Below are 23506 nucleotides of genomic sequence, written 5' to 3' on the forward strand. Positions count from 1 at the left end.
TCGCTCACTCCGACTCCTGTCCCTCGACAGCCATCGGATTGAGCATGCGCCCACGTGCAGGTATCTGAATTTTGCAGAACCAGTATTCCGACGAGCGGCAGTTTTAATATCTGGGAGTCAATCTCTGGTCAATATGACGGTGAAAGCTGCAATTGTAGGGCCAGGTAACATCGGGACCGACCTGATGTACAAGATACTCGCCCGTGGTGACGCAGTCGAGCTAGAGCGGATGATCGGGATCTTCCCGGTCGAAGAATCGGAGGGACTCCAGGCCGCCGTCGACGAAGGTGTCGACGTCGGGACCGAGGGCATCGACAGTGTTCGAGAACACGCAGACGAGTTCGACGTGGTCTTCGAGGCGACGAGCGCGAAGGTCCACTCGCAGAACGCGCCGGTGTATCGGGATCTCGGGCTGTTCGCCATCGACCTCACCCCTGCCGCCGTCGGTCCGTACACCGTCCCGGTGGTCAACCTCGACGACGTGGTCCACAGCGAGGACAACATCAACATGGTGACCTGCGGCGGGCAGGCGACCATCCCGATGATCCACGCGGTCGACCGCGTCATCGACGTCGGGTACGCGGAGATGGTGTCGACGATCGCCTCGAAGTCCGCTGGGCCCGGGACACGCCACAACATCGACGAGTTCACCCAGACGACGTCCGCCGGCATGGAGGCTGTCGGGGGCGCCGACGAGGGCAAGGCCATCATCGTCCTCAACCCGGCCGAGCCGCCGATCATGATGCGCAACACCATCTACGCCATGGTCCCCGACACGGTCGACATCGCCGAGGTCCGGGACTCAATCTACGACATGGAGTCCGAGATCCAGTCCTACGTCCCGGGCTACGAGGTGACGCTCGACCCCACCGTCAAGGGTCAGGACGAAGTCGGGTTCGACCTCGACGGGGACGTCATCGTTACCACGATGATCGAGGTGGAGGGCGAGGGCCAGCACCTCCCACCGTACGCCGGGAACCTCGACATCATGACGAGCGCAGCACTCGGAGCCGCCGAACGCATCGCCGCACAACCGTCCGCCGCCGGTGCCCTCGGGGGTGACGACTGATGACGGACGCGGACCTCCGGCTGGTCGACATGACCCTGCGCGACGGGATGCACGCCGTCGACCACCAGTTCACACCCGAGCAGATGGCCGACGTCGCCGGCGCGCTGGACGAGGCCGAGATGGACGTCGTGGAGATGTCCCATGGGGACGGCATGGGTGGGTCATCCATCAACTACGGCTTCGCGGCTGCCGACACCGAGGAGTACCTCGAGGCGGTCGCCCCGGCGCTCACCGACACCGAGCTTTCGGTCCTCCTGCTGCCCGGCATCGGCACCGTCGAGGAGCTCGAACTCGCGGCCAGCAAGGGAGCCGACATCTGCCGCATCGCCACCCACGTCACGGAGGCGGACATCTCACAGGAGCACTTCGAGTACGTCGACGAGCTGGGACTCGAGGCCAACGGACTGTTGATGCTCTCGCACATGGAGCCGCCGGAGAAGGTCCTCGAACAGGCCCGGCTGATGGAGGAGTACGGCGCCGACGCGGTCTACGTCATGGACTCCGCGGGAGCGATGCTCCCCAGTGACGCCCGTGAGCGGGTCGAGCTGCTCGTCGACGAGCTCTCCATCGATGTCGGCTTCCACGCACACAACAACCTCGGCCTCGCCATCGGGAACACGCTGGCCGCCGTCGACGCGGGCGCGGTCACCGTCGACGGCTGCCTCCGCGGCCTGGGCGCCGGCTCGGGTAACGCGCAGCTAGAGGTGCTCGTGGGAACGCTGATGAAGGCCGGCTACGACGTCAACCCGGACTTCTTCGGGACCATGGACGCGGCCGAGGAAGCGCTCCTTCCGATGCTGGACGAGGAGACGATGCCGGAACTGGACAACGACTCGCTGGTGCTCGGCTACGCTGGCGTCTACTCGTCGTTCCTCCGGCACGCCCGCCGCGTCAGCGACGAGTTCGGCCTCGACCCCCGGGACGTACTCGTCGAACTGGGTGAGATGGGCGTCGTCGGCGGCCAGGAGGACATGATCACGGACGTGGCCGCCCGGATGGCCGAGGAGGGGAGCGCGGCCGCCGAGGCCTCACAGGACGACGACTGACGCCATCCACTGCTGGCTGGGTAGCCGTCGCCAACGAGGAGTCGGCTTCGTCGGCGGACCGATTCAGTCGTGGTCTTCTATCAGTTCGATGCCGTACCCCTCGGGGTCCTCGATGAACGCGATGCGGGCGTTCACCGCATCGGAGTCCAGCGGTCCCCGACGGAGCGTACACGGACCGTTCTCCACGAGTCGCTCGACCGCAGCGTCGGTATCCGGCACGGAGAGGGCGATGTGGTCGAACCCACCCGTCGACGGCGGGTCGCGGTCGGGGTCGTACTTGAACTGGATCTCGGTCCCGTTCTCGCCCGCCACGTACACGTTCGTCGCGCCGTCGCCGCTCTCGAACTCGTGTGTCTTCTCGAGTCCCAGGGTGTCGACGTAGAACGACAGCGTCCGTTCGAGGTCCGACACCCACAGGGCGCTGTGGAGTACCTCCATACTCGTCATTGACGGATGTGTGTAATATACCAATCGGTGATCGAGGCGCACCCCCGGGGGCGATAGATTTTTATCAGCGCCGACAGCAGTTCCACTCGGTATCCGATGAGTCGACAAGAGCCAACCGTCCGTGGGCCAGAGATATCGATCGACGCCGACTGGGACCGCCAGTACGTCGGCGGGGAGTGGCGTCGTGTCGAGGAGCGTGAGCGCATCGAGGTCGAGAACCCGGCGACCCGAGAGCACATCACGGAGGTTCCTGCGGCGTCAGTCGAGGACGTCGACGACGCCTACGAGGCAGCCACGGCAGCGCAGGTGGACTGGGCCGAGACGCCACCCCAGGAGCGGGCCCGAATCGTCCGCCGTGTGGGAGAACTGATGGAGAAACACGAGGCGGCGATTCGCGAGATACTCGCCGTCGAGGGCGGCAGCACCGTCCCGAAGCAGGACATCGAGTTCGGCGGCACGGTGACGCTGGTCTACGATACGGCCCAGTTCCCGTTCCGGGTGTCTGGCCGACACGCCGACTCGAAGGTCCCCGGAAAGGAGAACATGGTCAGGCGCGAGCCCGCCGGCGTCGTGGGCGTCATCACGCCGTGGAACGTCCCCCTGAAGCTCGCCATGCGGGCCGCCGGGCCGGCCATCGCGGTCGGTAACGGCGTGGTGCTGAAGCCCCCGGCGGAGACGCCCATCTCGGGGGGGCTCCTGCTCGCACGCCTGTTCGAGCTGGCCGGCCTGCCGGACGGGGTCCTGAACGTCGTCCCGGGACACGGGTCCACGGCCGGCGACCGGGTCGCCGCCCATCCAGACAGCGACGTCATCGCGTTCACCGGCTCGACGCAGGCCGGGCGACTGGTCGGCGAGAATGCCATCGACCACTTCGCGTTCCCGGCCCTCGAACTCGGCGGCAACAACGCCCACGTCGTACTGGAGGACGCGGACCTCGACACCGCGGTCGACGCCGGCGTCTTCGGTAGCTTCTGGAACCAGGGTCAGGTCTGCATCTCCATCAACCGGCACCTGGTCCACGAGTCCATCTACGACGAGTACGTCGAGCGCCTGGCCGAGCGTGCTGCGGACCTGACAGTGGGCGACCCGCGCGACGAGGACTCCATCGTCGGGCCCATCATCAACGAGAGCCAGCGCGACCAGATCATGACCTTCATCGAGGAGACGGCCGAGCAGGGCGCAACCATCGAGACCGGCGGGGAGAACGATGGCCTGTTCGTCGAGCCGACCGTCCTGTCGGGCGTCGAGAACAGCATGTCCGCCGCCTGCAACGAGCACTTCGGCCCCGTCGCGCCGGTCATCCCGTTCAGCAGCGACGAGGAGGCGGTCGAACTCGCCAACGGGACGGCATACGGCCTCGCTGGGTCCGTCCACTCCGCGGACCGTGGACGCGCGCGGGACGTGGGTGACCAGATCGACGTCGGCATGATGCACATCAACGACCAGCCCATCCACGTCGAACCCCACATGCCCTTCGGCGGAGTGAAGGATTCCGGTGTGGGCCGGTACAACGGCGACTGGATAATCGACGAGCTCACGACGACGAAGTGGACGTCGGTGCAGCGGGAGGAACGGGGCTACCCGTTCTGATGCACGGCGCCCGCTTGCTACCAGCGCTGACCCGCGGCGGCCAGCCCTGTCGACTCACACGCGACACGGAGACCGAATCTATTTGCCACCCCCTCTGAATGACCACCCATGGAACTCGATGACGATACCCGCGACGAACTGGCAGCGTCCCTGTACGAGGCCCACGAAACCAGCGAGCCGATCGCGCCGCTCACCGACGGGCGGTCGTTGACGAAGGCCGACGCCTACGACATCCAGTCGAAGTTCGTCGACCGTCGACTGGCTGACGGCGCGACAGTCACGGGACACAAGGTCGGCCTGACGAGTGACGGCATCCAGGAACAGCTTGGCGTCGACGAGCCCGACTTCGGGCGGTTGCTCGACACGATGTTCGTCGACGGTTCGGTGCCGTTCGAGGAACTCATCCAGCCCCGCGTCGAGCCCGAGATCGGATTCGTGATGGGAGAAGCGCTCGACCCACCCGTCACGTACCTGGACGTGCTCCGCGCGACGCGGGCAGTCGTCCCCGTCCTCGAGGTCATCGACAGCCGGGTCCGGGACTGGGACATCGGAATCCAGGACACGATCGCCGACAACGCCTCGTCGGCGATGTACCTCGCCGGAGAGCAGACGAACGCCGTCGACGGGCTCGACCTCTCGCTGGAGGGCGTGAAGGTCCACCGGAACGGGGCGTACCAGGACGGTGGCGTCGGCGCCGCCGTGCTCGGGCATCCGGCTCGCGCCGTCGCATGGCTGGCGAACACGCTCGCGGACCTCGGCGAACGGCTCGAGCCGGGGCAGCTCGTGCTGAGCGGGTCGTTCATCCCGGCCATCGACCTCCATCCGGGCGACACGCTCACGGTCGAGTTCACGTCGCTCGGCACCGTGACGGCCCGGGTCAGCGAGTAGTCCTCGCCGCCCCGAGAGGAGATTACTCCGCGCGGAGGTCGATGGACCCGATGCTCCCGAACGTCACGTTGTAGACGTCGCCGGGTTCGATGTCGATGGCGGCCGTGATGCCGCCGGTCATGACCAGTTCACCCGCCCGGAGCCGGTCGTCGCGTTGCTCCAGCCGGTTCGCGAGCCAGCTGACGGCGCGAGCCGGGTGGCCCATGATGTCGGCACCGGTGCCCGTCGTCTCGACCTCCCCGTTCACGGAGACCAGAACGCTCTCGGTCGGCATGTCGACGTCGGTCACGTCGGTGAGCGACTCGCCGACGAAGATGCGCCCGGCGGAGGTGTTGTCGGCGATGACGTCCTGGGCGCTCGGGATCGTCCAGCCCTGGAACCGGCTCTCGAGGATCTCGATGACGGGGACGACCGCCGCCGTCGCGCGGAGCACGTCCGTCGTCGACGCTGGCGCGGCGATGTCCTCATCGAGGAGGAGGCCGATCTCGGCCTCGATACGAGGCGAGATGATCTCGTCGGTCGGAATCACGGGCTCGTCGAGGACCGTCTCCTCGGTCACGTAGCCGAAGATGGGCTCCTGGATGCCCAGTTGCTCCTGCTTGGCCTCGCTCACCAGGCCGAGTTTGTGGGCGGCGATGGCCGGGTCACCGTCGCCGATGCGGTCGACGAACCGGGACTGGATATCGTAGGCCTCCTCGACGGAGAACTCGGTCTCGTCCGTGAGTGGTGGAATCGGCGACCCCGTACTGTATGCTTCGTACAGGTCGTCTGCGAAGCGCTCAAGCTGCGAACTATCGAGGCTCATACCGTAAACGCGTAGTTCGGGGCAGCAATTAAAAATACCGGCTAGACGGACGGCAACGCCGGCAACTCGGGAGTGCTCGGCACGCCGGACTGCCCTACCCGGTGTTCTTCATGCCCGCGGCGATACCCTTGACCGTCAGCCGGAGCGTCCGCTCCTCGCCCTCGTCCCTGTCCTCCTGCCCGAGGAGGCGGACCTGGAGGAGGTTCAGCGGGTCGACGTACGGGTTCCGCCGGTCGAGGTTCTCGCCCAGCCAGTCGCGCGTGTGGAGCGTATCGCGCTGGCTGATGCGCTTGATGATGTCACCTGCGCGCTCGCACTCGGCGGATAGCCGGGGAAAGAACCGCTCGCGGAGGTCGGAGGACGCGAGGGCGGCGTACTCGGCGGCGATCTCGAGGTCAGTCCGTGCGACCGAGAGCGCCGCGTTGTCGAGCGTCGTCCGGAAGAACGGCCACTCATCGTACATCGTCTGCAGCGTCTCCAGTGACCCCCCGTCGTCGAGATACGTCTCGATGCCGGTGGCCAGCCCGTACCAGCTGGTCATGATACAGCGTGACTGGGTCCACGAGAACACCCAGGGAATCGCCCGCAGGTCCGCAACCGTCCGCTCGTCCGAACGGGACGCAGGCCGCGAGCCGAGGTTGAGGTCCTCGATGACGGTGATGGGGGTCGCCTGCTCGAAGTACTGCACGAAGCCGTCCGTGTCGAGGAGGTCACGGTACTCCTCCCGCGCCGCTGTCGCCATCGTCTCCATGGCCGACCGCCAGTCCTCGGGAACCTCCTCCCGGGGGGACTCCAGACTCCGCTGGCGGGCCCGGAGCTGGGCGTTCACCATCTGCTCGATGTTCCGCTCGGCGATGCGCGGGTTGCTGTACTTCTCGGCGATGGCCTCGCCCTGCTCGGTGAACTTGATCTGTCCGGTCACGGTGCTGTTCGGGAGTGCGAGCATCGCCTCGTTCATCGGCCCGCCACCGCGGGAGATCGACCCGCCCCGGCCGTGGAACAGGCGCATCGTGACCCCGTGCGCCTCGCAGATGTCCGCGAGGCGCTTCTGGTTCCGGTAGAGCGACCAGTTGGCCGCGAGGAAGCCGTTCTCCTTGTTCGAATCGGAGTAGCCGAGCATGATCTCCTGCACGCCGTCGCGCGCGTCGAGGGCGGCCTCATACGCCTCGTTCTCGAACAGCGTCCCCATGATGCGCCGGGCCCCCGACAGGGCGTACTCCGTCTCCAGTAGCGGCACCACGTCGAGCCCACAGTGTTCCGGCAGGGAGACCACCCCGGCCTGGTCCGCGAGGAACAGCACTTCCATCACGTGGCTCGGCTCCTCGGTCATCGAGATGCAGTAGGTGTCGATGGCCTCGGCGCCGTACTGGTCCTGCCAGTCCGCCAGTCGGTCGAACCGGGTCTGTACACGTGCGGCGGTCTCCGAGAGACCAGTCGTGTCACCGAGGTCGATGACGGGTTCGTCCTGCAGGATGGCGTCGGTGAGGAACTCGACGCGTTCGGCCTCGTCGAAGGAACCGTACTCGATGCCCTCGCGGGCGAGGGCCTCGACGAGGGTCTCCGTGTGATTCTGCTGGTGGTCCCGGAGGTCGAGCCCGGCGAGCGAGAATCCGAAGGTCTCGACCTGGCGCCGGAGTGGCCGGACGTGCGCATCTGCGACCGTCTCGGCGCCGGTGGTTCGGAGGCTCTCCTCGAGTCGCTCGACGTCCCGGCGGAACGCCTCGGCGTCGGCGTAGCCGCCAGGGCGGACGTCGTCGACCCGCTCGATGCGGGCCCGCATCAGCGCGAGCTGCTGCCGGTACGGCTCCCCGCTGTACCGCTCGCGTATCTCCTGGGTCCGGCCGGGGAACTCGTCGAGCGCCGCTTCGAGCGTGGACTCGAACGCCGACCCGGCCGAGAGCTGGGCCGCCTTCTGACTCAGCGCACCGAGGAGGGACTCCAGCTCCTCGGCGTACCGCTGGAGCACGACCCGGCGCTGTCGCTGGAGGGTTGCCGTGGTCACTCCCGGTGTCACGTAGGGGTTCCCGTCCCGGTCGCTGCCGGCCCAGGAGCGGAACTCGAACAGCTTCGGGATATCGACCGGCGCATCGAGTCCCTCGTCCAGCGCGGTCTCCAGTTCGTCGTAGACCTCGGCGACCACGTCGAACAGCGTGTTCTCGAGGTACCACTGGACGTTCCGGGCCTCGTCCTCGGGTGCCGGCTTGTGGTCCCGGACCTGCGCCGTCTGCCAGAGACTCGTCACCTCGGCACGGAGGTCCCGCCAGACCTGCCCCGTCTCCTTGTCGGTCAGCAGCCGCTCGTCGAGCGTCTCCAGGTCCGAGGCGATCTCCCGAAGTTTGGCCTTGATCGTCTTCCGGTGGGCCTCCGTCGGGTGGGCGGTGAACGTCGGCTCGATGAGCGTCTCGTCCAGAATCAGCTGTGCGGTCTCCGGGTCGAGTTCGGCGAGCTGAGCCGCGGCGCTCTCGAGGTCGCCGTCGAGGGTCCCGTCCTGAGAGTCCCGGCGGATGGACCGGATGCGTTCGCGCTCCTCGACGAGGTTGATGAGTTCGAAGTACGTCGTGAACGCGCGTGCGACGGTCTGTTGATGGTCGACCGGGTCGCTCGCGAGCGCCTCGCGTATGGGGTCCCGCGTGTCGATATCGCCCGCCCGATACGCGATCGCCGACGTGCGACACTTTTCTACAGCGTCCATCGCCGCTGCCGACGTCTGTTCCTCGAGGACCTCCCCGAGCAGTTCACCGAGTTCTCTCACGTCCTGCCTGACGTTGCGGTTGTACAGTGTCATGGTCCGGTAGCTGCCGCTGGCTCCCCACGAGACGGGGGAATCAAGCCGCACAGGGTCGGGAATAGCCACGCTGCGGGACGCTCTCCGGCTGTGCCGTGGTGTGCCCCACGTGCCAGTTACTCGCGCTCACGCTCCACCGGGGTCGCCTGCGAGCAGTACTCCGGCGGAGCGACTGCGGTAGCTGCCGATATCGAACGCCAACTGCGTCTTGGCTGTTCCCGGTGCGGCTTCTTCCCCCGCTGTCAAATACGTGTTGCTGCCACGAATTCTTTCCTGCTATTTCGTCATCAACAATCGCCCCCTTCGAATCATTGGCCGGCAATCTTCACCAGATATATCACCTACACATATATGATATAATTTTGATTATTGTATAGTTTTGCTACACATCGATTTGAATCCCTGTTCCCGTATTTTGATATTATTATCGTTAAATCCACCCAATATTAATAATAATAGTGAGATAATCCAGAAGTAATCTATTTCTTCGTCATATAGTTGATTTATTTAACAGAGTGGTGTCGGAGCCCAGATACATCCGAACTTCCGGTTTAATTGCCTACAGGCTGCTCTAACCAAACGATTTGTCAGGCACCGATAAACCACATCTTCCCACCACCTCCTGTACAATAATTGTTAATTTCGATTCTTTACCGTAATTTTATAATTCAACATGGGCGGAGAACTCGGCAGCTGGCGCGCTACGAGCGTCAGATATCCGTGATGCGGTCGTAGCCCTCGTCGAGCGCGGCGGCGTCTTCGGTGAGGAGTGCGACGACGAGGTAGTCAGCGTAGTCGTTCAGGTAGTCGACCAGAACCGCGAGGCGGTCGGCGTCGATGGCCTCCAGCGAGTCCAGCACCATGAACGGCACCTTCTGATGGACCTCGTGGGCGAGATAGCCGGCGAGCGCGAAGATCAGTCCCGTCACCTCGCGCTCGCTCTCGGAGAGGTGGTCGACGGTGTCCTCGTAGGTCTGGTTCGAGGCCGTGTTGCGGACGATGTGGAGCTCGAACGTCGTCTTCTGCACCTTCCGCCGCCCCTCGCGGGCCTCTCGCTCCTTGCGTTCGATCCAGATGCGTTCGAGGTTCTCGTAATCCAGCAGTTCGAGCACGGTGTCCATGTGCTCGTTGAAGCCCTCGGTCGCCTGTTCCTCGATGCGCCCGATCTTCGCTCGGAGGGACTCGATCTCGGCCTCGACGGACTCCAGTTCGGCGTTCAGGTCTTCCTGCTCTCCGATCCGGTCCTCGACGCGCTCGATATCGGTCTCGACGCTATCGAGGTCGTTCTCGAGACGCCCGAGATCGTACTCGAGCTGGTTCGCCTCCTTGTGGAGGTCGAGGATGTCGCTGTAGGACTTGCCCTCGAGCTCCTCGACGGTCTCCTCGATGTCAGCGATCTCGTCTGTGAGCTCCTCGCGGCGCTCCTGCAGGCGCTCGAGTTCGGCCTGGCTCTCCTCGAGCTCCGTCTCGAGCTCAGACAGGCGACGGTCGGTGCGGTCGCGCTCGCGCTGGGTCTCCTTCAGTTCCCGGCGCTGGTCCGTCAGCTCGTCGAGGTCGCTTTCGATGTCGCTGATCTCGCCGAACTTGTCCTGGCTCAACTCCCGTAGCTGGCCGATGGTCCGTTCGATTTGCTCCTCCTCGACCTCGCTCCCGCAGGTCCAGCAGGTGACTGTTTCGGCCTCGAGCAGCTGGTCGGTCAGGGGCCCGTCTGACCCCTCCTGCAGCGCCGCGAGAACGTCGGTGTCGGCGTCCTCGAGCATCTCCTCGTTGAAGCTGATGATGCTCTGGAGCTCGTTGATCTCGCCCTCGATGGCCTGCTTCTCGTCGCGGAGCCGCTCGATGCGCGAGTCCAGCTCGTCGATGTCACCCATCGGCGTCTCCGGCAGTGTCGCCTGCTCGGACTCGAGTTCGTTGCGCTCGGCGCGGAGCGACTCGATGGTTTCGCGCTCGGTGTCGATGTCGTACCGGATGTCCTCGAGCGTCGAGCGCTTGCGCCGAAGCTCCGAGAGCTCCCCCTCGAGCTCCTCCTTCTCCTCGCGCGTCTCCTCGATGTCGGCGTCCTCGAGTTCTGACTCCTTGGCCTCCAGTTCCTCTCGTTTCTCCTCGATGTCGTTCTGGAGCGATGTCCGGCGCTCCTCGAGCTTCGGGAGTTTCCCCTTGAGCGAGTCGATGTCCTCGAGTTCCTCCTCGATACGTTTGCGCTCCCGGACGAGCCGGTCGATCTCCGTCTGGACCTCGTCGGTGTCCACCGGCCGCATGATGATCTCGCGGAGGTCCTGCCCCTGCCTGATAGCCTTGCGAGCCTCGTTCGACTCCAGCAGGAACGCGAACAGGTCGGCCACCGTCGAGTCGTCCAGATAGGGGTCACCGTCGGAAGCGACTCCCCCGTTGTGGCGGTACAGGCGCCGGGTGTACGACTCGTCTCCGAGGTCGAGGGTCACCTCGGCCTCCTCGGCACCGCCCTTGATGGACACGTTGTCGCTCCCCAGCGCGGCCATGAGTCCCTGGAGCAGTGAGGTTCGGTTCGTCGCGTTCCGCCCCGACAGGACGGTGACACCGGGTGAGAAGGTGACGTCGGTTTCGTCGATCCCTCCGATGTTCTCCACGTGGAGGGCTGCTCGTTCCTGCTGGGTCTGTCCGGGAGCCATCAATCGGTCCGAACTACACCGGTTCCCTATGTAAGACCTGTGCTCTCGGCGGTCAGACCCGGAAGAACGGTCGTTACGGGCGGTCTCTGTCCCGACCCCGACGGATCAGTTCGAGCACTCGCAGCCACCGTCTTCGACGAGCGTGACGAAGTCCTGCTGGGTGCCACACTCCTCGCAGACGACCCGGAGGTCGAGGATGACCCTGAACTCGCCGAGCGTGAGTTCACCTGCAGAGCGGAGCCCCTCCAGCCGGTTCTCGGCGACGGTGATGAGCCGGCTCCGGAGTCGCTGGACCGTCTCGATGGCACTCGCACCCCGGTCCCGGTCGGCGGTCGTGTGCTCGGCGTCGCGGTGTTTCTTGAGGTACGTCCTGATGGCCTGGTACGAGAGGAAATCCGACCGGAGTTTGTCCACGTCGATATCTTCGCGTTCGAGCTGGCGCTCGGTCCGCGTCCGGTCGCCCGTGCTGACATCGTCGTCGGTCAGCAGCCGGTAGGTGTTCTCGACCTCTCCGTCGAGAACGGTGGCGCCGGCGTCCCGGAGTGCCTGCTCCAGCAACTGCTGGTTGAAGTAGGTCGCAAGGTCACGGAGGCTCCTTCGCTCGTCGGGGTCCTCCGCCGTCCAGGCCCGTTCCAGTTCCGCACCGAGCCCCTCGAGCCCGTACTCCTCGATGAGTCGCTGGACTTTGCTCCGGCGTCCCCCGGCAGCAGCGTCCTCTGCGGTCATGTCGAAGGACCGACCGCCGACACTCATCTTTCTGCTGGTCGGCCCCGGTCCGGTCAGCCGAGGCGGAGACGAGACAGACCGCCTGACTGGAGTCTCGATGGCTGTCAGATAGCGTGGTCGAGACGGATCTCAGTACCGGCCCGCCGGTCCGGAAGCGAGGAGGGGCGCGGTGAGCGGTGCTGACGCCGTCAGACCTCATTCGGTTCACTCTCCGCGAGGTCGTTCCCGCAGTTGTCGCAGAAATCGGACTGCCACGGCACCGTCGACACGATATCCCGTTCCCCCGGGGAGCAGTTACACTCCGGCATAGGAAGACAACGACCCCACCAGCGGATTGTTATGCAGCCCCTAACCGCCAGAGACGGGAGACTACTGTCGTGAGTGACAAATCATTCAATAATTCGACACTGCTTCTCCAGAAGAGCCCAGTATCTCAGAAATCCTCGAGCGCGGCCTGCTCCTGTGCGGCCAGCAGGTCGTCACAGGTCCCCCACGACTTCCGCGCGCAGTCGGGCAGGTGGCCCTCGCGCTCGAGGAACGCTTGCAGGAACTCGCGCGTCTTCGGGTCGGAGGGGTAGCCCGACCCGAGGTCCTCGAAGCCCATCGAGGTGTACCGGTCAGCCAGGCCCTCGACGTGGGCGTCGCGTTCCACCTTCGCGATGACGGACGCGGCGGCGACCAGCGCGTACGTCTCGTCGGCACCGTGTTCGGCTCGGACCTCCACGTCGGCGGTGAGGCGTTCCCGTACCCGGCGTGCGAAGCGGTCGGCGTCCGTGTCCCCGCCGTCGCAGATGCCGCCGTCGCCGTCGCGAGCGACCTTCGCGAGTGCCTCGGCCTGGGCCGCGACGGTCAGCGTGTTCATGTCCACGTCCCCGTCGATGCGCTCGACCGGGACCTCGGCGACCCCCACGTCGACGCGGTCGTCGTCCCGGAGCGTGGCCGCGAGTGCCTCGCGCTGCTCGGGGCGGAGCCGCTTCGAATCGTCGACGCCCGCCGGAATCGCGACCGCCGGCGCCCGGACGGCGGCGGCGAACATCGAGCCCAGCACGGGCCCCTTGCCGGCCTCGTCCACCCCGAAGCGCATGCTCCGGACCGGGACGGGTCGGCTAATCAACCTTTCGCGTACCTCCCATGTGAGGGGGACCCATCACTCGGACGGGTCCTCCTCCGCACCGGGCTCGACCGGATCGATGGCGTCCTCGGTGCTGGCGCGGTCGGTCACGACCGACGAGGCACGGCCCTCGGGGATGCCCTCGGTCCAGGCGTCCGGGTCGCGCCCGCCGGCTCCGTTCACGGCGTCCTCGTCGAGGAGGAAGTCCGGGTCCTCGAACGGCTCCTCGACACCCGTGACGGCCATCACGTCCAGAGCAGTCACTTCGGCGTCGACGCCGAGCAGCCCCGCCAGCGACGGCTCGGTGCGCCCCTCGTCGCTGCTGACGAGCTCTTTCACGTACAGGCCGCCGTCGCCGTGGACGACGAGCGTCGCGTGCTCGTCGTCGGTCGTCGACCCGGAGATGTCGTGGACCGTGCGCGTCCGCACGAGGTCGGCCCGCCGGTGGTCGACCCGATTTGGTGTGCGCTGCTCGACGGTCGCGCCCCGCAGCTCGTCGAGCGCGGCCTGCAGGTCGGCCTCGTCGACGGCCTCCTCGAACGCGACGACCATCCGGTAGGTCTTGGTCGCCTCCAGCTCCTTCACCCGCTCGACCATGTCGTGGGTCGCGTAGCGCAGGCCGACGACCTCGATGTCCTCGGACGCCTCGTTGATCTCGCGCTCCAGTGCGTCGAGGTCCGTCCGCCGACGGTGGGGCGCCTCGACCTCCAGCACGAACGGCCGGCCCGTGCCGACCATCAGCGCGTCCACGTCCTCGCGACCGGCGCCGTGGAAGACGCCCTCGCGGCCGCGGTGGGCCTCCACGAGGACGGGGGCGACCTCCTGCTCGACACTCGTCCGGTAGCGGTAGCCCGTCCCGTCGCACTCGGGACAGGGGCCGACGCCGTGCTGCCGGCCCGAGCCGCCACAGGCCGAGCAGGGCCACTCCGTCTGCGGGACCATCCGCTTCAGTTTGCGGTAGCGCCCGTAGATGGCGAGCGAGTTGATGTCGACCTCGACCGTGGTCTCGTCGCCGACGGCCACGTCCAGCGTCACCTGCACCTGGGGGCGCCCGAAGTCGACCTCGGTCTCGGTCCGGGCGCCGACCCGCCGGCCGACCTCACGATTCAGCTCCTTGCGCAGGTCCTCGCCGTGGGCGCCATCGACGGGGTCGAGCCCCACTTCCTCGCGGAGCAGCTGCTCGTTCTCCTCCAGCAGCGGCGGCACCCGGCTGCCGAGCTGGTAGGTGTCGAACTCGATGCCTTCCAGTTCGGCCACCACGCGCTCGGCGAGGGCGTCGAACTCGCCGCAGAGCCCCTCGCAGACCCAGCAGTCGGCGACCTCGGGCGACTCGTACGGCTCGTCGTCCTCGAGGGCGATGGTCGTCCGGAGCGCCCGCCCCCGCTCCTCGTTGCGCAGGCCGAAGCTCCGGTCGGCCACCAGCCGCCCGAGGCAGGCGTCACACACCGGCCCGGAGGCGACGGCGCGGCGGGCGACCACCAGCACGTCCACGTCCGGCTCCGGATCATCGCTCCCGCCCCCGTCGCCGGCGTCCGCGTCAGTCATGGGTGGGAGTGGTCGTGGCCGGCGCTTGTGCCTTCCGACTGGCGGTGCTGGATCCGGGAGCATCCGGCTCGGGACTCCCATCCCGGACCGCAACGCATACACCCCACCACTGGTCACTCGGAGACAATGCGAGAAGCACTTCGTCTGGCCGTCGTCATCGGTATCCTGCAGGGGGTGTTCGAGTGGCTCCCGGTCTCCAGCGAGGGGAACGTCGCGCTCTACCTGACCGTCGTCGAGGGGCTCCCGGAGGGCGCCGCCGTCCAGTACGCGCTCTTCCTGCACGCGGGCACGGCGCTCGCGGCCGCGGTCTACTACCGCGAGGAGGTCGGAACGGTCCTCCGGACGCTCCCCGGCTGGGGGCCCGGGATGGCCTTCGCCGACCGCGACCACGCCGACCTGACCTTCCTGGTCGTCGCTACCATCACCTCGGCACTCGTCGGCATCGTCGCCTACCTCGCCCTGGATGCCATCGTGAACGCCGTGGCCGGCGGCGCGTTCGTGGCCCTCATCGGCGTCCTGCTCGTCGGGACGGGCGTGGTCCAGTGGACCGCGACGCGCGGCAACGACACGACGCAGGCCGACGGCGGCACGGCCACGGGCGGCAACATCGCGCCGGGCGGCCTCGACACCGCGTTCGGTGAGCGTGCCATCGCGAACGTCCCGGACGCCCTGCTCGTCGGCGTGCTCCAGGGTCTCGCCATCCTGCCCGGCGTCTCACGGTCGGGCACCACCGTCTCGGCGCTCCTCCTGCGTGGCTTCGAGGAGGAGATCGCCTTCCGGCTCTCCTTCCTGCTCTCCATTCCGGCCGCGCTGGGTGCGGCCGTTCTCGTGCTGCTGGATACGGGGCTCCCGACCATCGGTCCGGCCCCTGCCGCGCTCGCACTCGGAACGAGCGCCGTCGTCGGCTACGCCACCATCGGCGGGCTCATGGGCATCGTCCGCCGGGTCGCGTTCTGGGTGGTGTGTGTCCTGCTGGGCATCCTCGCCGTCCTCGGTGGCCTGTTCACCAGCGGTCTGCTGACGGGGCCGCTCCTCGGCTGAGGACGCCACCGGCTCACCGTCATATCGCTTCGCCCGTGCCGAGCGAAGTCGCTAGGTATTCCAGCCTCCGTCCTGAAACGCGGACAATGCAGGACACCCACAAGGAGCTGATGTTCCGTAGCTTCAAGGACGGGATGGATATCGTCGCCGACTACAACGAGTGGGCCGAGGACGCCTTCGACCAGCAGGTCCCCGTGCCGCCCCAGGCCGTCCCGCAGGTCGCGATGGCGCTGTACCAGAGCCGCATCCGGGAGCGCATGGGCAACGGTGACCTCGACTTCCCGGACTTCGACGGCCGGATGTACGAGTGATCCGGCGTCGGGCGACGACCCACCGCCCTAGAGATACTCCAGTCGGCTGGCTGTCTCCGCCGTGAAGCGTCGCCCCCGGGTGACGACCCGCTGCCAGCCCGCCGCTCCCGGAGGTCCCGACTCCGTCCCGAACGGCTGGCGATGCGCGCCGGCCGCGATGACGTGCGAGTCGTCGGTGATGCGGGCGACGTGGACGACGACGGCCCAGGGGCCGTCCCGCCCGCTCACGACGCCCTCGTAGCTCTCGACCGTCGTTCCCGTTCCGAGCATCTGTATCGAGGTGCTGGCGTCCGCGCCCGTCGACCGCGGGCCGTCGAGCCACTCGACCGTCTCGATGTCGGTGATACCGGCCTGCCCGAGCACCTGCCTGGCGGTCTCGTGTTCCAGCAACGCCGTCGTCTCCATCCCGACCAGGGGGTTGACCGACTGCCCGGCGATGGAGGCGTTCGGTGTCGAGAAGGTCGCCAGCCCGAACGTCGCGCCGGCCAGCGGCGCGGGACGCCCCGCATCGAGCAGGTCGGCGACCTGCCCCGGGCCGGAGCCGCTCACCTGCAGCGACGGCGACTCGAACGGGGCCGTCGCGGGCCCGACCACCGCGAACACGGTCGATGCCGGGTCGACGGTGTCGCCCGCCGCGGCCGACTGCACGCCCGCACTCTGGGCCGCGTCGGACCCCGCGGCCATCCCGAACGCGCCCTCCAGGGACTGCCCGCCGGTATCCACGAGCACCTGGACCGACGACGGGTCGCCCGTCGGCCACCCCGGCACCGACCACTCGGGTGACGACTCGCCCCCCGACGACTCGGACTCCCCGGTGCCCGTCCGCCAGGCCCGGTCGTGGAAGAACGCCCGGCCGGGCACCCAGTACAGGCGCCCCGCGGCGCCCGAACTGACGGTGCGGCCGGCCCCCTCGTCGAAATCGCTGCCCCGGAGGAGCCACAGGGCGCTCGCGTCACCGCTGCCGCGGGCTCCCTCCGGCACGAGCAGGCCGACGTGCTGGCCGTCGGCGGTCGCCGACGCGTCGAGCCAGTCGAGCGTCACGCCGTCGATGCCGACATCGCTGGCCGTGGTGACGACCGCGCCGTTCTCGATCCGGCCGCCGTTCGCCGTCCGGACGTACCGGAACACGCCCGAATCCTCCCGCCCCTGCTGTTGCTCGACCGGGCCGCTGTCGGCGATGCGCTCGACGCCCTCGAAGTCGACGGTGACCGATGCCGTGGCGATCTCCCCGCTGCCGCTGGCCGTCGCGTCGAGCGTCGGCGGGTCGTAGGCGAGCGGCCGGGCGTTCGTGAACCGCCACGTGAGCACCGACGCTCCGGTCTCGTCCTGCACGGAGACGACGACGCGCTTCCCTGCCTCCTCCATCTTGCCCTGGTCGACGGCCGCGCGCCAGTCGTGCAGCGTGCTGTCGCCGGCCTGCATCCCGCGCTCCATCTCCAGGTCCTCGTACTCCGTCCGTCCCGAGAGCTGGCGCTGCTGGTCACCGTCAGCGCCCTCCCCGGACTCCGCCAGCCCGGTGGAGCGTGCCGGGAGGTCGACGGTCCGGAAGCCGGCCACCTCGACGCCGCCGATCTCGACGGTGAACCGCCCGGTCTTGAGCGGGCCATGTCTGTCCGGCGCTTCGAGCGACCGGGCCCGCTCCGCCCGTGGCCTGTCCGCGGCGTGGCCGACGAACGGCGCGGTTCCGGACGCCTGCATCGTCCGACGGTGTGCTGGGTCCTCTGTCATGCGTGCTCCGTGTCGGCGTCGTATCGCGTGGGACCGGCCGCGGTCCTTGCGCGTGGGCGATTGGCGTACACGATTCTCCCTACTCCGGTCGCTGCATCTCGTCGAAGACGATGGTGACCGATTCCGTCGCGACACCGCCGCCCTCGGCGGTCGCGTCGAGCGTCGGCGGGTCGTACCGTTTGGGCCACGCGTTCGTGAACTCCCATCGGATCGCCGCCTCACCGTTCTCGTCCTGCAGGACCACGGCGAGGTCCTTCCGACCCTCCTCCATCTTCCCCTGATCGATGGATCTGCGCCACTCGTACAGCGAGGCATCGTTCTTCTTCGCCCCACGCTCCATCGTCAGGTCCTCGTACTCCGTCCCTCCGGCGAGTTTGCGCTGGTGGTCCGGGTCAGAGCCCTCCCTGTACTCCGTCTCCTTGGTGGAGCGTGCCGGGAGGTCGACCACCTGGAACCCATCCACCTGCACGCCGTCGATCTCGACCACGAACCGGCCGGTCCGGAGGGGCCCGTGTCGGTCCGCCATCTCACTCACCCCCCGTCCCGACGGTCCGGTCGTAGACCCCGGCGTAGTTGGTGAGTTCGACCCGGCTCCCGGCCGGCCCGTCGAACGACATGCTCAGGTCCTCAAGCGCCGTCTCGGTCACCTCTAGCGGCTCGTGGTGGGTGTCCGGAAGCCCGACGGCCGACGCCTCGAACGACTGCTGTGTCGGGTCCCCACAGCCCGCCGTCGCGGTCGCGACCACCGCGGTCGCCGTGACGAAACTCCGCCGTGATACCGGGAGCGGGTTTTCCCCGTCCTGTGTCATACCCTCATATCTACGAAACTGTTATATTACATTTATTTAACATTAATTACAGGTCCCCGGTCGAGCACGGATGGTGGAGCTGGCGGAATACTGTCGACGCACGGCCCTGACTGTGGATCAGGACTCCGTCCGGCGACGCGTCAGCAGCAGCGCACCCGCGAGCAGCGCCACGGCAGCGACGATAACGCCGAAGCCGGGCTGACCGTCGGTCGTCGTCTCCGTCCCGGGTCCGTCCTCGGTCGGCGTCGCGGGGGTGATGACCCCGTCGTCGGTCGGTGTGGGGATCGCGGTCGCCGTCGCGGTCACGGTGGGAGTTGCCGTGGCGGTCGGCGTGGGGGTTGCGGTCGCCGTCGCCGTGGAGGTGGGCGTCGGCGTGGTCGTCTCCGTGGGCGTCACCGTCACGTTGTCGGTCGGCGTCGGTGTCGCCGTCGGCGTCGCATCGGAACCGGATGAGCCGCCCGACGAGCCGCCGCCGCCGCTGGAACCACCGCTGTCCGAATCGCTGCCGTCAGAATCGCCGCCACCACCGGACGATGGCGCGTCGGTCGGCGTATCCGTCGGCGTTGCAGTCGACTCGATGGTCACGTCGTGACGGTCGCTGACGCCGAGCGCCTCCTGGTCACCCGAGCTGGTGGTGTTCGGTCCCCGGACGACGCCATACAACGCATAGGACCCCGAAGATAGCTCATCGGTGGGGACCGTGGCTTCGTAGGTCGTTCCTGTCTGTTCCGTCGCCTCGACACGAACCAGGTCCGTCTCGTTCCCGATAACGGCCTGGACAGCGTGGGGAGCCGCTGCATCGGGGTCGACCTGTTCGATATCCACAGTTACGTCGACCGAGGTGCCCCGCTCCACGGAGTTATCTGCTGCCGATGCTGTGACCGAGTACCCTTTGACGACGAGCGGGTGAATCGCCTGCGTCTTACTATCGGAGTTGATTACGATGTAGTATGTCGAGGGCCCGAGATCCGGAAGAGTATAGTCGATGTTCGAACCATCATTTTCATCGCCGATTTTCTCGATATTTGTATTGTCTGCCCTCTTCAAGATGATATCGTACTGATCAGATTCAGCAGTGATCGATATGGAAATACTTCCCTCACTCTCTTGTTGTGCAATCGCATCGACGGTGTACGTCGACCCGCTTACCGTGACCTCTCGCGTCGGTATGTCCGTACTTCCGGCGACATCGATGTCGTACGTACCAGACTGGGTGCTGACTGTCGGAGATGCCATGCTCGCCGTGGAGGTCTGCTGGAGGGCGGCGCTCGCTCCGGAGACCGAAGCGATCACCAGAACCGCCACAGTGAGGAGGACGGGGACTCGTCTCATCACGTGTTTCTGGATGCCGTCGGGGGCATAAATCTACTCTGTCGCTCTCGGCAAACGGCGTAACCGCGAATCGTATTGCTCCTGCTTCGGGGGCGATAGAACAAGTGTGCGCCTGTCGTACCCAAACTGTTTTCTACTAGCCTTCTGACCTATATTTCGAAAATGTCTCGTCTGAGAGCAGTTACGCTATCCTTCCTGCTCCTCGTGTCCGCGTTCGCTGGGGTGCTCGCGTTCGGTGCGGGCCACGTGGCGGCGCAAGGCGGGGGAGGGAATACACTGGTCGTCGACCCGGATGGTTCATGTTCCGTTCAGGGGGTAGCCAGTGGGGATGAATACGATACGATTGACGCTGCTGTCGGGAATGCGGACCCAACCGGCGGTGATACGGTGTTCGTCTGTGCTTCGGAGTACAACGAAGCGGTCACCGTCGACAGGTCCGTCGAACTCCTCACGTACGAAAGTGGCGTCAAAATGGTCGGCAACACGCAGACGACCTACAGCACCGCGATCGAAGTCGGCGTCTCAGATGTCACCATCGGTGCAAGCGATAACGCCGGGAACGCGGGATTCAACATCACCGGCTACCAGGAGAACGGAATCAACGCAGTAGGGGTTGACCGCATAACCATCAGGGACAACAATATCAGCAAGATTTCTAATTCGAACTCCATCGCGATCAATCTTGTCTCCTCAGATGGTTCGGATATCAGGAACAACGGGATGGTGAACGCTGACTCTGGAATCTCTTATACCGGACAGAACGGGAAGATAGTTGACAATGAAATCGGAGATGTCTCATTCGGAGTTCAGGTTACGAGTGGGAACAACATCCTCATCGAGCGGAACAAGATAGTAGATTACGATGCAGTCGGCATAATCGCAGGGAGCCCCAACGATATAAGCGGCTTGACCATCACCGAGAACGTTCTCGACGGAAGGGATAACAAGAACAATAATCCCGATTCTACCGGCATCAGCCTCAATGAAGCTAGTTTCGAGGATGATGGAACCCAGGACGCGAATATCTATCTGAACGTTATCAGTAATAGCAGCAAGGGAGTAACTATCGCGAGTTCCGTCTCGGATATCAGTGAGACGCGGGTTGCATTCAATTTCTTCCAGGATGACGCCTCGTCGACGCTGACTGCGATCGAGAACAACGCCGAGACCGATCTCGTCGCCCGGCAGAACTACTTCGGTTCCGATAGCGGTCCCGGTGGCATCATCTCCGATCCCCGGACCTCCGAAACCGCTGACGGAAACGGACAGGCGATTGCGACGACCGGCTCCGGTGCCGTCTTCTTCGACCCGTGGCTCGGCAAGTCGAACGTCTGTAGCGGCGGTCAGTTCACGAGCGCGTTCGACTCGCTCTCCTCGGAACTGGACAACTATCCCACGGAGATCCGTGGCGTCTCGGTCGAGGCAGCGCTCCCGACCTGTGTGTGGAACCGGGCAGGGTTGCCCCTTCGTGGAACGACCGGCTCGGCGGCGACCAGTGCTCCGATTCCGACCATCTCCGTCAAGCAGCAAGGTGGGACTGCTGTGGAGATCAACAAGAACAAGCTAACCGTCTATCAGAAGGGTCAGCCGCTTACGCTCGAATATTCCAACGTCGACGGTGCGGATACCACCGACCGCTCCGGCACAGCCCAGCTGCTGATTCTCGAGGGTGTCAGCTCGACGAGTCAGTCCGACCTGTTGACCGGAGGGTCCTTCGACAACGCGACTGGCAACGTGACGCTGCAAACGGATGCGACGAACGCGAAACTGTACGGGAGCTCCCTCACGATCCAGTCTGACGGCACGTTCGCTACCAACCCGACGTACAACCCGCCATCGTCGGGCCCGGTCGCGTTCGTTCTGGTCCAGCCACAGTTCGGTGAGGGGCTGACCGACCCGGACCCGACGGACAACGAGGTCAAGATCCAGGGCGGTATCGATATCATCGGTACGACGGTCGTCCCCGTACAGGAGGCACAGGGAAGTGCCACACCGGCATCGTCGACGGTGACCGCAGGTGACTCGGTCGAATTCACGCTCGACTCGGGGCTCACGGGGAACGAAGAGACGACCCACGCAATCGCCGTCTACGACCGTGACGCGGTCAGTGACGCATTCGTGGATGTCATCCTCGACTCGGGTGTCACACTCGATGACGTACTCTCACAGTCGGTCTCGACGTCCGACGTGACGGTCAAAACCAGCATCCGGGCAATCAGCGGGACCATCAACTTCGAGGAGCCGATATCGGTCGACGAGACGCTCTACGGGCAGACGCTCGATCTCACTCTCGACGGGGTTTCGGAGGGAGAGCAGTCGCTGCTCGGCCCGGAGTACGTCGAGGCGAAGTCGGTGACTACCGTAGTGAACGCCTCGGGGAACTCGACCTCTGCCCCGGCAGGTTCGGCCCCGACCGTCCAGGTTGCCACGGACGAGAACTTCGCGCCCGGGACGTACCAGTTCGTCTACCTCGCCCAGCAGGGCAGCGGTTACGGGAGTTTCAGCACGGACACGGGAACGGTGACCATCGAAGCACCGGACACCGGTGGCGAGGATGGGGATGATGAGGACGATGGGGATGATGGAACCGGTGGTGGTGGCGGAGGCGGTGCTGCCCCCGCTCCCCAGCCCAGCTCACCATTCGTCGTGGTCGATATCTCGGTGAACCCGGACCGAATCGCTCCGGGGAACACCACCACGGTGACGGTGACCGTCCGGAACAACCGGGCCAACTCGGCGCTACTGGGCAAGAAAATCGCCGTCAGGGTCGGTGATGACCGGCGGGCGACCAGAACGATCTCGCTCGGCGCCGGGGAAACCAGAACCGTCGAGATTCCGCTAACGTTCACCGAGGAGGGCCGCTTCCCGGTGAGTGTCAACGGGCAGTCCGCCGGACTCGTCACGGTCCTCCCCCAGGATGTCGAGGACCGGAGTTCCTCGCGCGTCTTCGACCAGAACAGTCGCAAACCGGGCGTGCAGGTCCGGTTCCCGAGAACCACGGTCCGGGAGATCACGTTCCCCGAGGCCGCCGAAGGCCGCGCGAACGTCGATCAGCTCAACCGGCTGCCGCGGGGGACGCCACAGCCTCCGGGCCTCTCGGTACGGAACTATGATATCACCGTGCCCGAACAGCTCCGCGACCAGGGCGCCACCATCCAGTTCGAGGTCGAGCGGTCGCAGCTCGCCGACCTCGGTGCCGACGCCGAGACCATCCGGATGTACCGCTTCAACGACGGCGAGTGGCAGCCGCTCGACACCACGCTCGTCCGCGAGTCCAGCGGGACGCTGATCTACGAGTCCGAGACGCCGGGCTTCTCGCTGTTCGCCGTGACGGGACAGGAGGCGACGCCCGTCACGCCGACCCCGACCCCCGTCACGCCGACGCCCGAGACGCCGACGGCGACCCCGACGCCCGAGACGCCGACGGACACCCCCTCGCCCACAGGGCCGACGGAGACGTCGCCGCCCGGTGACGGTGGCGACAACACGGGGATCCTGCTCGGAGCGCTCATCCTGCTCCTGCTGATCGCCGGTGCGGGTGCCGCGCTCTACCTCGCCCGCGAGGACGAGGACGGGAACACCGGCGGGGCATAGCGACGCCCCCCGACACTCGCCCGCTCGATAT

Annotated in this window: 18 protein-coding genes; 7 read left to right on the forward strand and 11 right to left on the reverse strand. The window is 66.2% G+C overall.

The window, feature by feature from the left end; all coding sequences use genetic code 11:
• The first annotated feature begins 133 nt into the window (after positions 1 to 133).
• Positions 134 to 1069, forward strand: a complete 936-nt coding sequence (locus NL114_RS00900; RefSeq protein WP_254822929.1) for an acetaldehyde dehydrogenase (acetylating) — start codon at positions 134 to 136, stop codon at positions 1067 to 1069.
• Complete coding sequence (gene dmpG, locus NL114_RS00905; RefSeq protein WP_254822930.1) at positions 1069 to 2115, forward strand: 4-hydroxy-2-oxovalerate aldolase; 1047 nt, start codon at positions 1069 to 1071, stop codon at positions 2113 to 2115. The genes NL114_RS00900 and dmpG overlap by 1 nt, the downstream gene beginning before the upstream one ends.
• 63 nt (positions 2116 to 2178) lie before the next feature.
• Here the strand turns inward: dmpG and NL114_RS00910 are convergent, their stop codons facing one another.
• Entirely contained in the window at positions 2179 to 2553 is a 375-nt protein-coding gene (locus NL114_RS00910) for a VOC family protein (RefSeq protein ID WP_254822931.1), read from the reverse strand.
• 105 nt (positions 2554 to 2658) lie between these two features.
• Between NL114_RS00910 and NL114_RS00915 the strand changes: the two genes are divergently transcribed.
• Both NL114_RS00915 and NL114_RS00920 read left to right on the forward strand, forming a co-directional pair.
• On the forward strand, positions 2659 to 4152 hold the full coding sequence (locus NL114_RS00915) for an aldehyde dehydrogenase family protein (protein ID WP_254822932.1): 1494 nt from the start codon (positions 2659 to 2661) through the stop codon (positions 4150 to 4152).
• Between the two features lie 108 nt (positions 4153 to 4260).
• The gene (locus NL114_RS00920) at positions 4261 to 5040 is read left to right on the forward strand and encodes a 2-keto-4-pentenoate hydratase (RefSeq protein WP_254822933.1); all 780 of its coding nucleotides are present in this window, start codon (positions 4261 to 4263) and stop codon (positions 5038 to 5040) included.
• 22 nt (positions 5041 to 5062) lie between these two features.
• Here the strand turns inward: NL114_RS00920 and NL114_RS00925 are convergent, their stop codons facing one another.
• From NL114_RS00925 to NL114_RS00950, 6 genes are all read right to left on the reverse strand, one after another.
• On the reverse strand, positions 5063 to 5845 hold the full coding sequence (locus NL114_RS00925) for a 2-keto-4-pentenoate hydratase (protein ID WP_254822934.1): 783 nt from the start codon (positions 5843 to 5845) through the stop codon (positions 5063 to 5065).
• A 94-nt stretch (positions 5846 to 5939) separates the two neighbouring features.
• A complete protein-coding gene (gene ppc, locus NL114_RS00930) occupies positions 5940 to 8630 on the reverse strand; it encodes a phosphoenolpyruvate carboxylase (protein WP_254822935.1) in 2691 nt (896 codons plus the stop codon).
• Positions 8631 to 9340: 710 nt separating this feature from the next.
• Complete coding sequence (locus tag NL114_RS00935; RefSeq protein ID WP_254822936.1) at positions 9341 to 11278, reverse strand: archaea-specific SMC-related protein; 1938 nt, start codon at positions 11276 to 11278, stop codon at positions 9341 to 9343.
• A gap of 105 nt (positions 11279 to 11383) precedes the next feature.
• On the reverse strand, positions 11384 to 12004 hold the full coding sequence (gene rdfA / locus NL114_RS00940) for a rod-determining factor RdfA (protein ID WP_254822937.1): 621 nt from the start codon (positions 12002 to 12004) through the stop codon (positions 11384 to 11386).
• A 433-nt stretch (positions 12005 to 12437) separates the two neighbouring features.
• On the reverse strand, positions 12438 to 13088 hold the full coding sequence (gene rnhB, locus NL114_RS00945; RefSeq protein WP_254822938.1) for a ribonuclease HII: 651 nt from the start codon (positions 13086 to 13088) through the stop codon (positions 12438 to 12440).
• A 63-nt stretch (positions 13089 to 13151) separates the two neighbouring features.
• On the reverse strand, positions 13152 to 14606 hold the full coding sequence (locus tag NL114_RS00950) for a tRNA pseudouridine(54/55) synthase Pus10 (protein ID WP_254824756.1): 1455 nt from the start codon (positions 14604 to 14606) through the stop codon (positions 13152 to 13154).
• Between the two features lie 180 nt (positions 14607 to 14786).
• Here NL114_RS00950 and NL114_RS00955 point away from each other — a divergent pair, with 180 nt between their 5' ends.
• Both NL114_RS00955 and NL114_RS00960 read left to right on the forward strand, forming a co-directional pair.
• Positions 14787 to 15701 (forward strand): undecaprenyl-diphosphate phosphatase, encoded by a 915-nt coding sequence (locus NL114_RS00955; RefSeq protein ID WP_254822939.1) that lies wholly within the window; start codon positions 14787 to 14789, stop codon positions 15699 to 15701.
• Between the two features lie 86 nt (positions 15702 to 15787).
• Positions 15788 to 16012, forward strand: a complete 225-nt coding sequence (locus NL114_RS00960; protein WP_254822940.1) for a hypothetical protein — start codon at positions 15788 to 15790, stop codon at positions 16010 to 16012.
• Positions 16013 to 16039: 27 nt separating this feature from the next.
• Here NL114_RS00960 and NL114_RS00965 read toward each other — a convergent pair whose 3' ends face one another.
• The 4 genes from NL114_RS00965 to NL114_RS00980 all read right to left on the reverse strand — a co-directional run bounded on the left by NL114_RS00965 (position 16040) and on the right by NL114_RS00980 (position 19374).
• Entirely contained in the window at positions 16040 to 17740 is a 1701-nt protein-coding gene (locus NL114_RS00965; protein ID WP_254822941.1) for a DUF6517 family protein, read from the reverse strand.
• Positions 17741 to 17819: 79 nt separating this feature from the next.
• Positions 17820 to 18266 carry a phage tail protein gene (locus NL114_RS00970; RefSeq protein ID WP_254822942.1) on the reverse strand — a complete coding sequence of 149 codons (447 nt, stop codon included), beginning with the start codon at positions 18264 to 18266 and terminating at the stop codon, positions 17820 to 17822.
• A gap of 1 nt (position 18267) precedes the next feature.
• Positions 18268 to 18549: a hypothetical protein gene (locus tag NL114_RS00975; RefSeq protein ID WP_254822943.1), complete on the reverse strand. Its 282-nt coding sequence runs from the start codon at positions 18547 to 18549 to the stop codon at positions 18268 to 18270.
• Between the two features lie 117 nt (positions 18550 to 18666).
• Positions 18667 to 19374, reverse strand: coding sequence for a PGF-CTERM sorting domain-containing protein (locus tag NL114_RS00980; RefSeq protein WP_254822944.1), 708 nt, complete (start codon positions 19372 to 19374; stop codon positions 18667 to 18669).
• An 894-nt stretch (positions 19375 to 20268) separates the two neighbouring features.
• Between NL114_RS00980 and NL114_RS00985 the strand changes: the two genes are divergently transcribed.
• Positions 20269 to 23475 carry a PGF-pre-PGF domain-containing protein gene (locus NL114_RS00985; protein WP_254822945.1) on the forward strand — a complete coding sequence of 1069 codons (3207 nt, stop codon included), beginning with the start codon at positions 20269 to 20271 and terminating at the stop codon, positions 23473 to 23475.
• Positions 23476 to 23506: the final 31 nt, after the last annotated feature.

It is taken from the genome of Haloglomus halophilum (genome assembly GCF_024298885.1).
Classification (GTDB): domain Archaea; phylum Halobacteriota; class Halobacteria; order Halobacteriales; family Haloarculaceae; genus Haloglomus; species Haloglomus halophilum.

Bases quoted from the DNA above. Each gene is read 5' to 3' on its own strand.
- NL114_RS00920 (WP_254822933.1), top strand. From the start codon at position 4,261: ATGGAACTCGATGACGATACCCGCGACGAACTGGCAGCGTCCCTGTAC.
- NL114_RS00965 (WP_254822941.1), bottom strand. From the start codon at position 17,740: ATGACAGAGGACCCAGCACACCGTCGGACGATGCAGGCGTCCGGAACC.
- NL114_RS00910 (WP_254822931.1), bottom strand. From the start codon at position 2,553: ATGGAGGTACTCCACAGCGCCCTGTGGGTGTCGGACCTCGAACGGACG.
- NL114_RS00960 (WP_254822940.1), top strand. From the start codon at position 15,788: ATGCAGGACACCCACAAGGAGCTGATGTTCCGTAGCTTCAAGGACGGG.
- dmpG (WP_254822930.1), top strand. From the start codon at position 1,069: ATGACGGACGCGGACCTCCGGCTGGTCGACATGACCCTGCGCGACGGG.
- rnhB (WP_254822938.1), bottom strand. From the start codon at position 13,088: ATGCGCTTCGGGGTGGACGAGGCCGGCAAGGGGCCCGTGCTGGGCTCG.
- NL114_RS00925 (WP_254822934.1), bottom strand. From the start codon at position 5,845: ATGAGCCTCGATAGTTCGCAGCTTGAGCGCTTCGCAGACGACCTGTAC.
- NL114_RS00935 (WP_254822936.1), bottom strand. From the start codon at position 11,278: ATGGCTCCCGGACAGACCCAGCAGGAACGAGCAGCCCTCCACGTGGAG.
- NL114_RS00970 (WP_254822942.1), bottom strand. From the start codon at position 18,266: ATGGCGGACCGACACGGGCCCCTCCGGACCGGCCGGTTCGTGGTCGAG.
- NL114_RS00915 (WP_254822932.1), top strand. From the start codon at position 2,659: ATGAGTCGACAAGAGCCAACCGTCCGTGGGCCAGAGATATCGATCGAC.
- rdfA (WP_254822937.1), bottom strand. From the start codon at position 12,004: ATGACCGCAGAGGACGCTGCTGCCGGGGGACGCCGGAGCAAAGTCCAG.
- NL114_RS00975 (WP_254822943.1), bottom strand. From the start codon at position 18,549: ATGACACAGGACGGGGAAAACCCGCTCCCGGTATCACGGCGGAGTTTC.
- NL114_RS00955 (WP_254822939.1), top strand. From the start codon at position 14,787: ATGCGAGAAGCACTTCGTCTGGCCGTCGTCATCGGTATCCTGCAGGGG.
- ppc (WP_254822935.1), bottom strand. From the start codon at position 8,630: ATGACACTGTACAACCGCAACGTCAGGCAGGACGTGAGAGAACTCGGT.
- NL114_RS00900 (WP_254822929.1), top strand. From the start codon at position 134: ATGACGGTGAAAGCTGCAATTGTAGGGCCAGGTAACATCGGGACCGAC.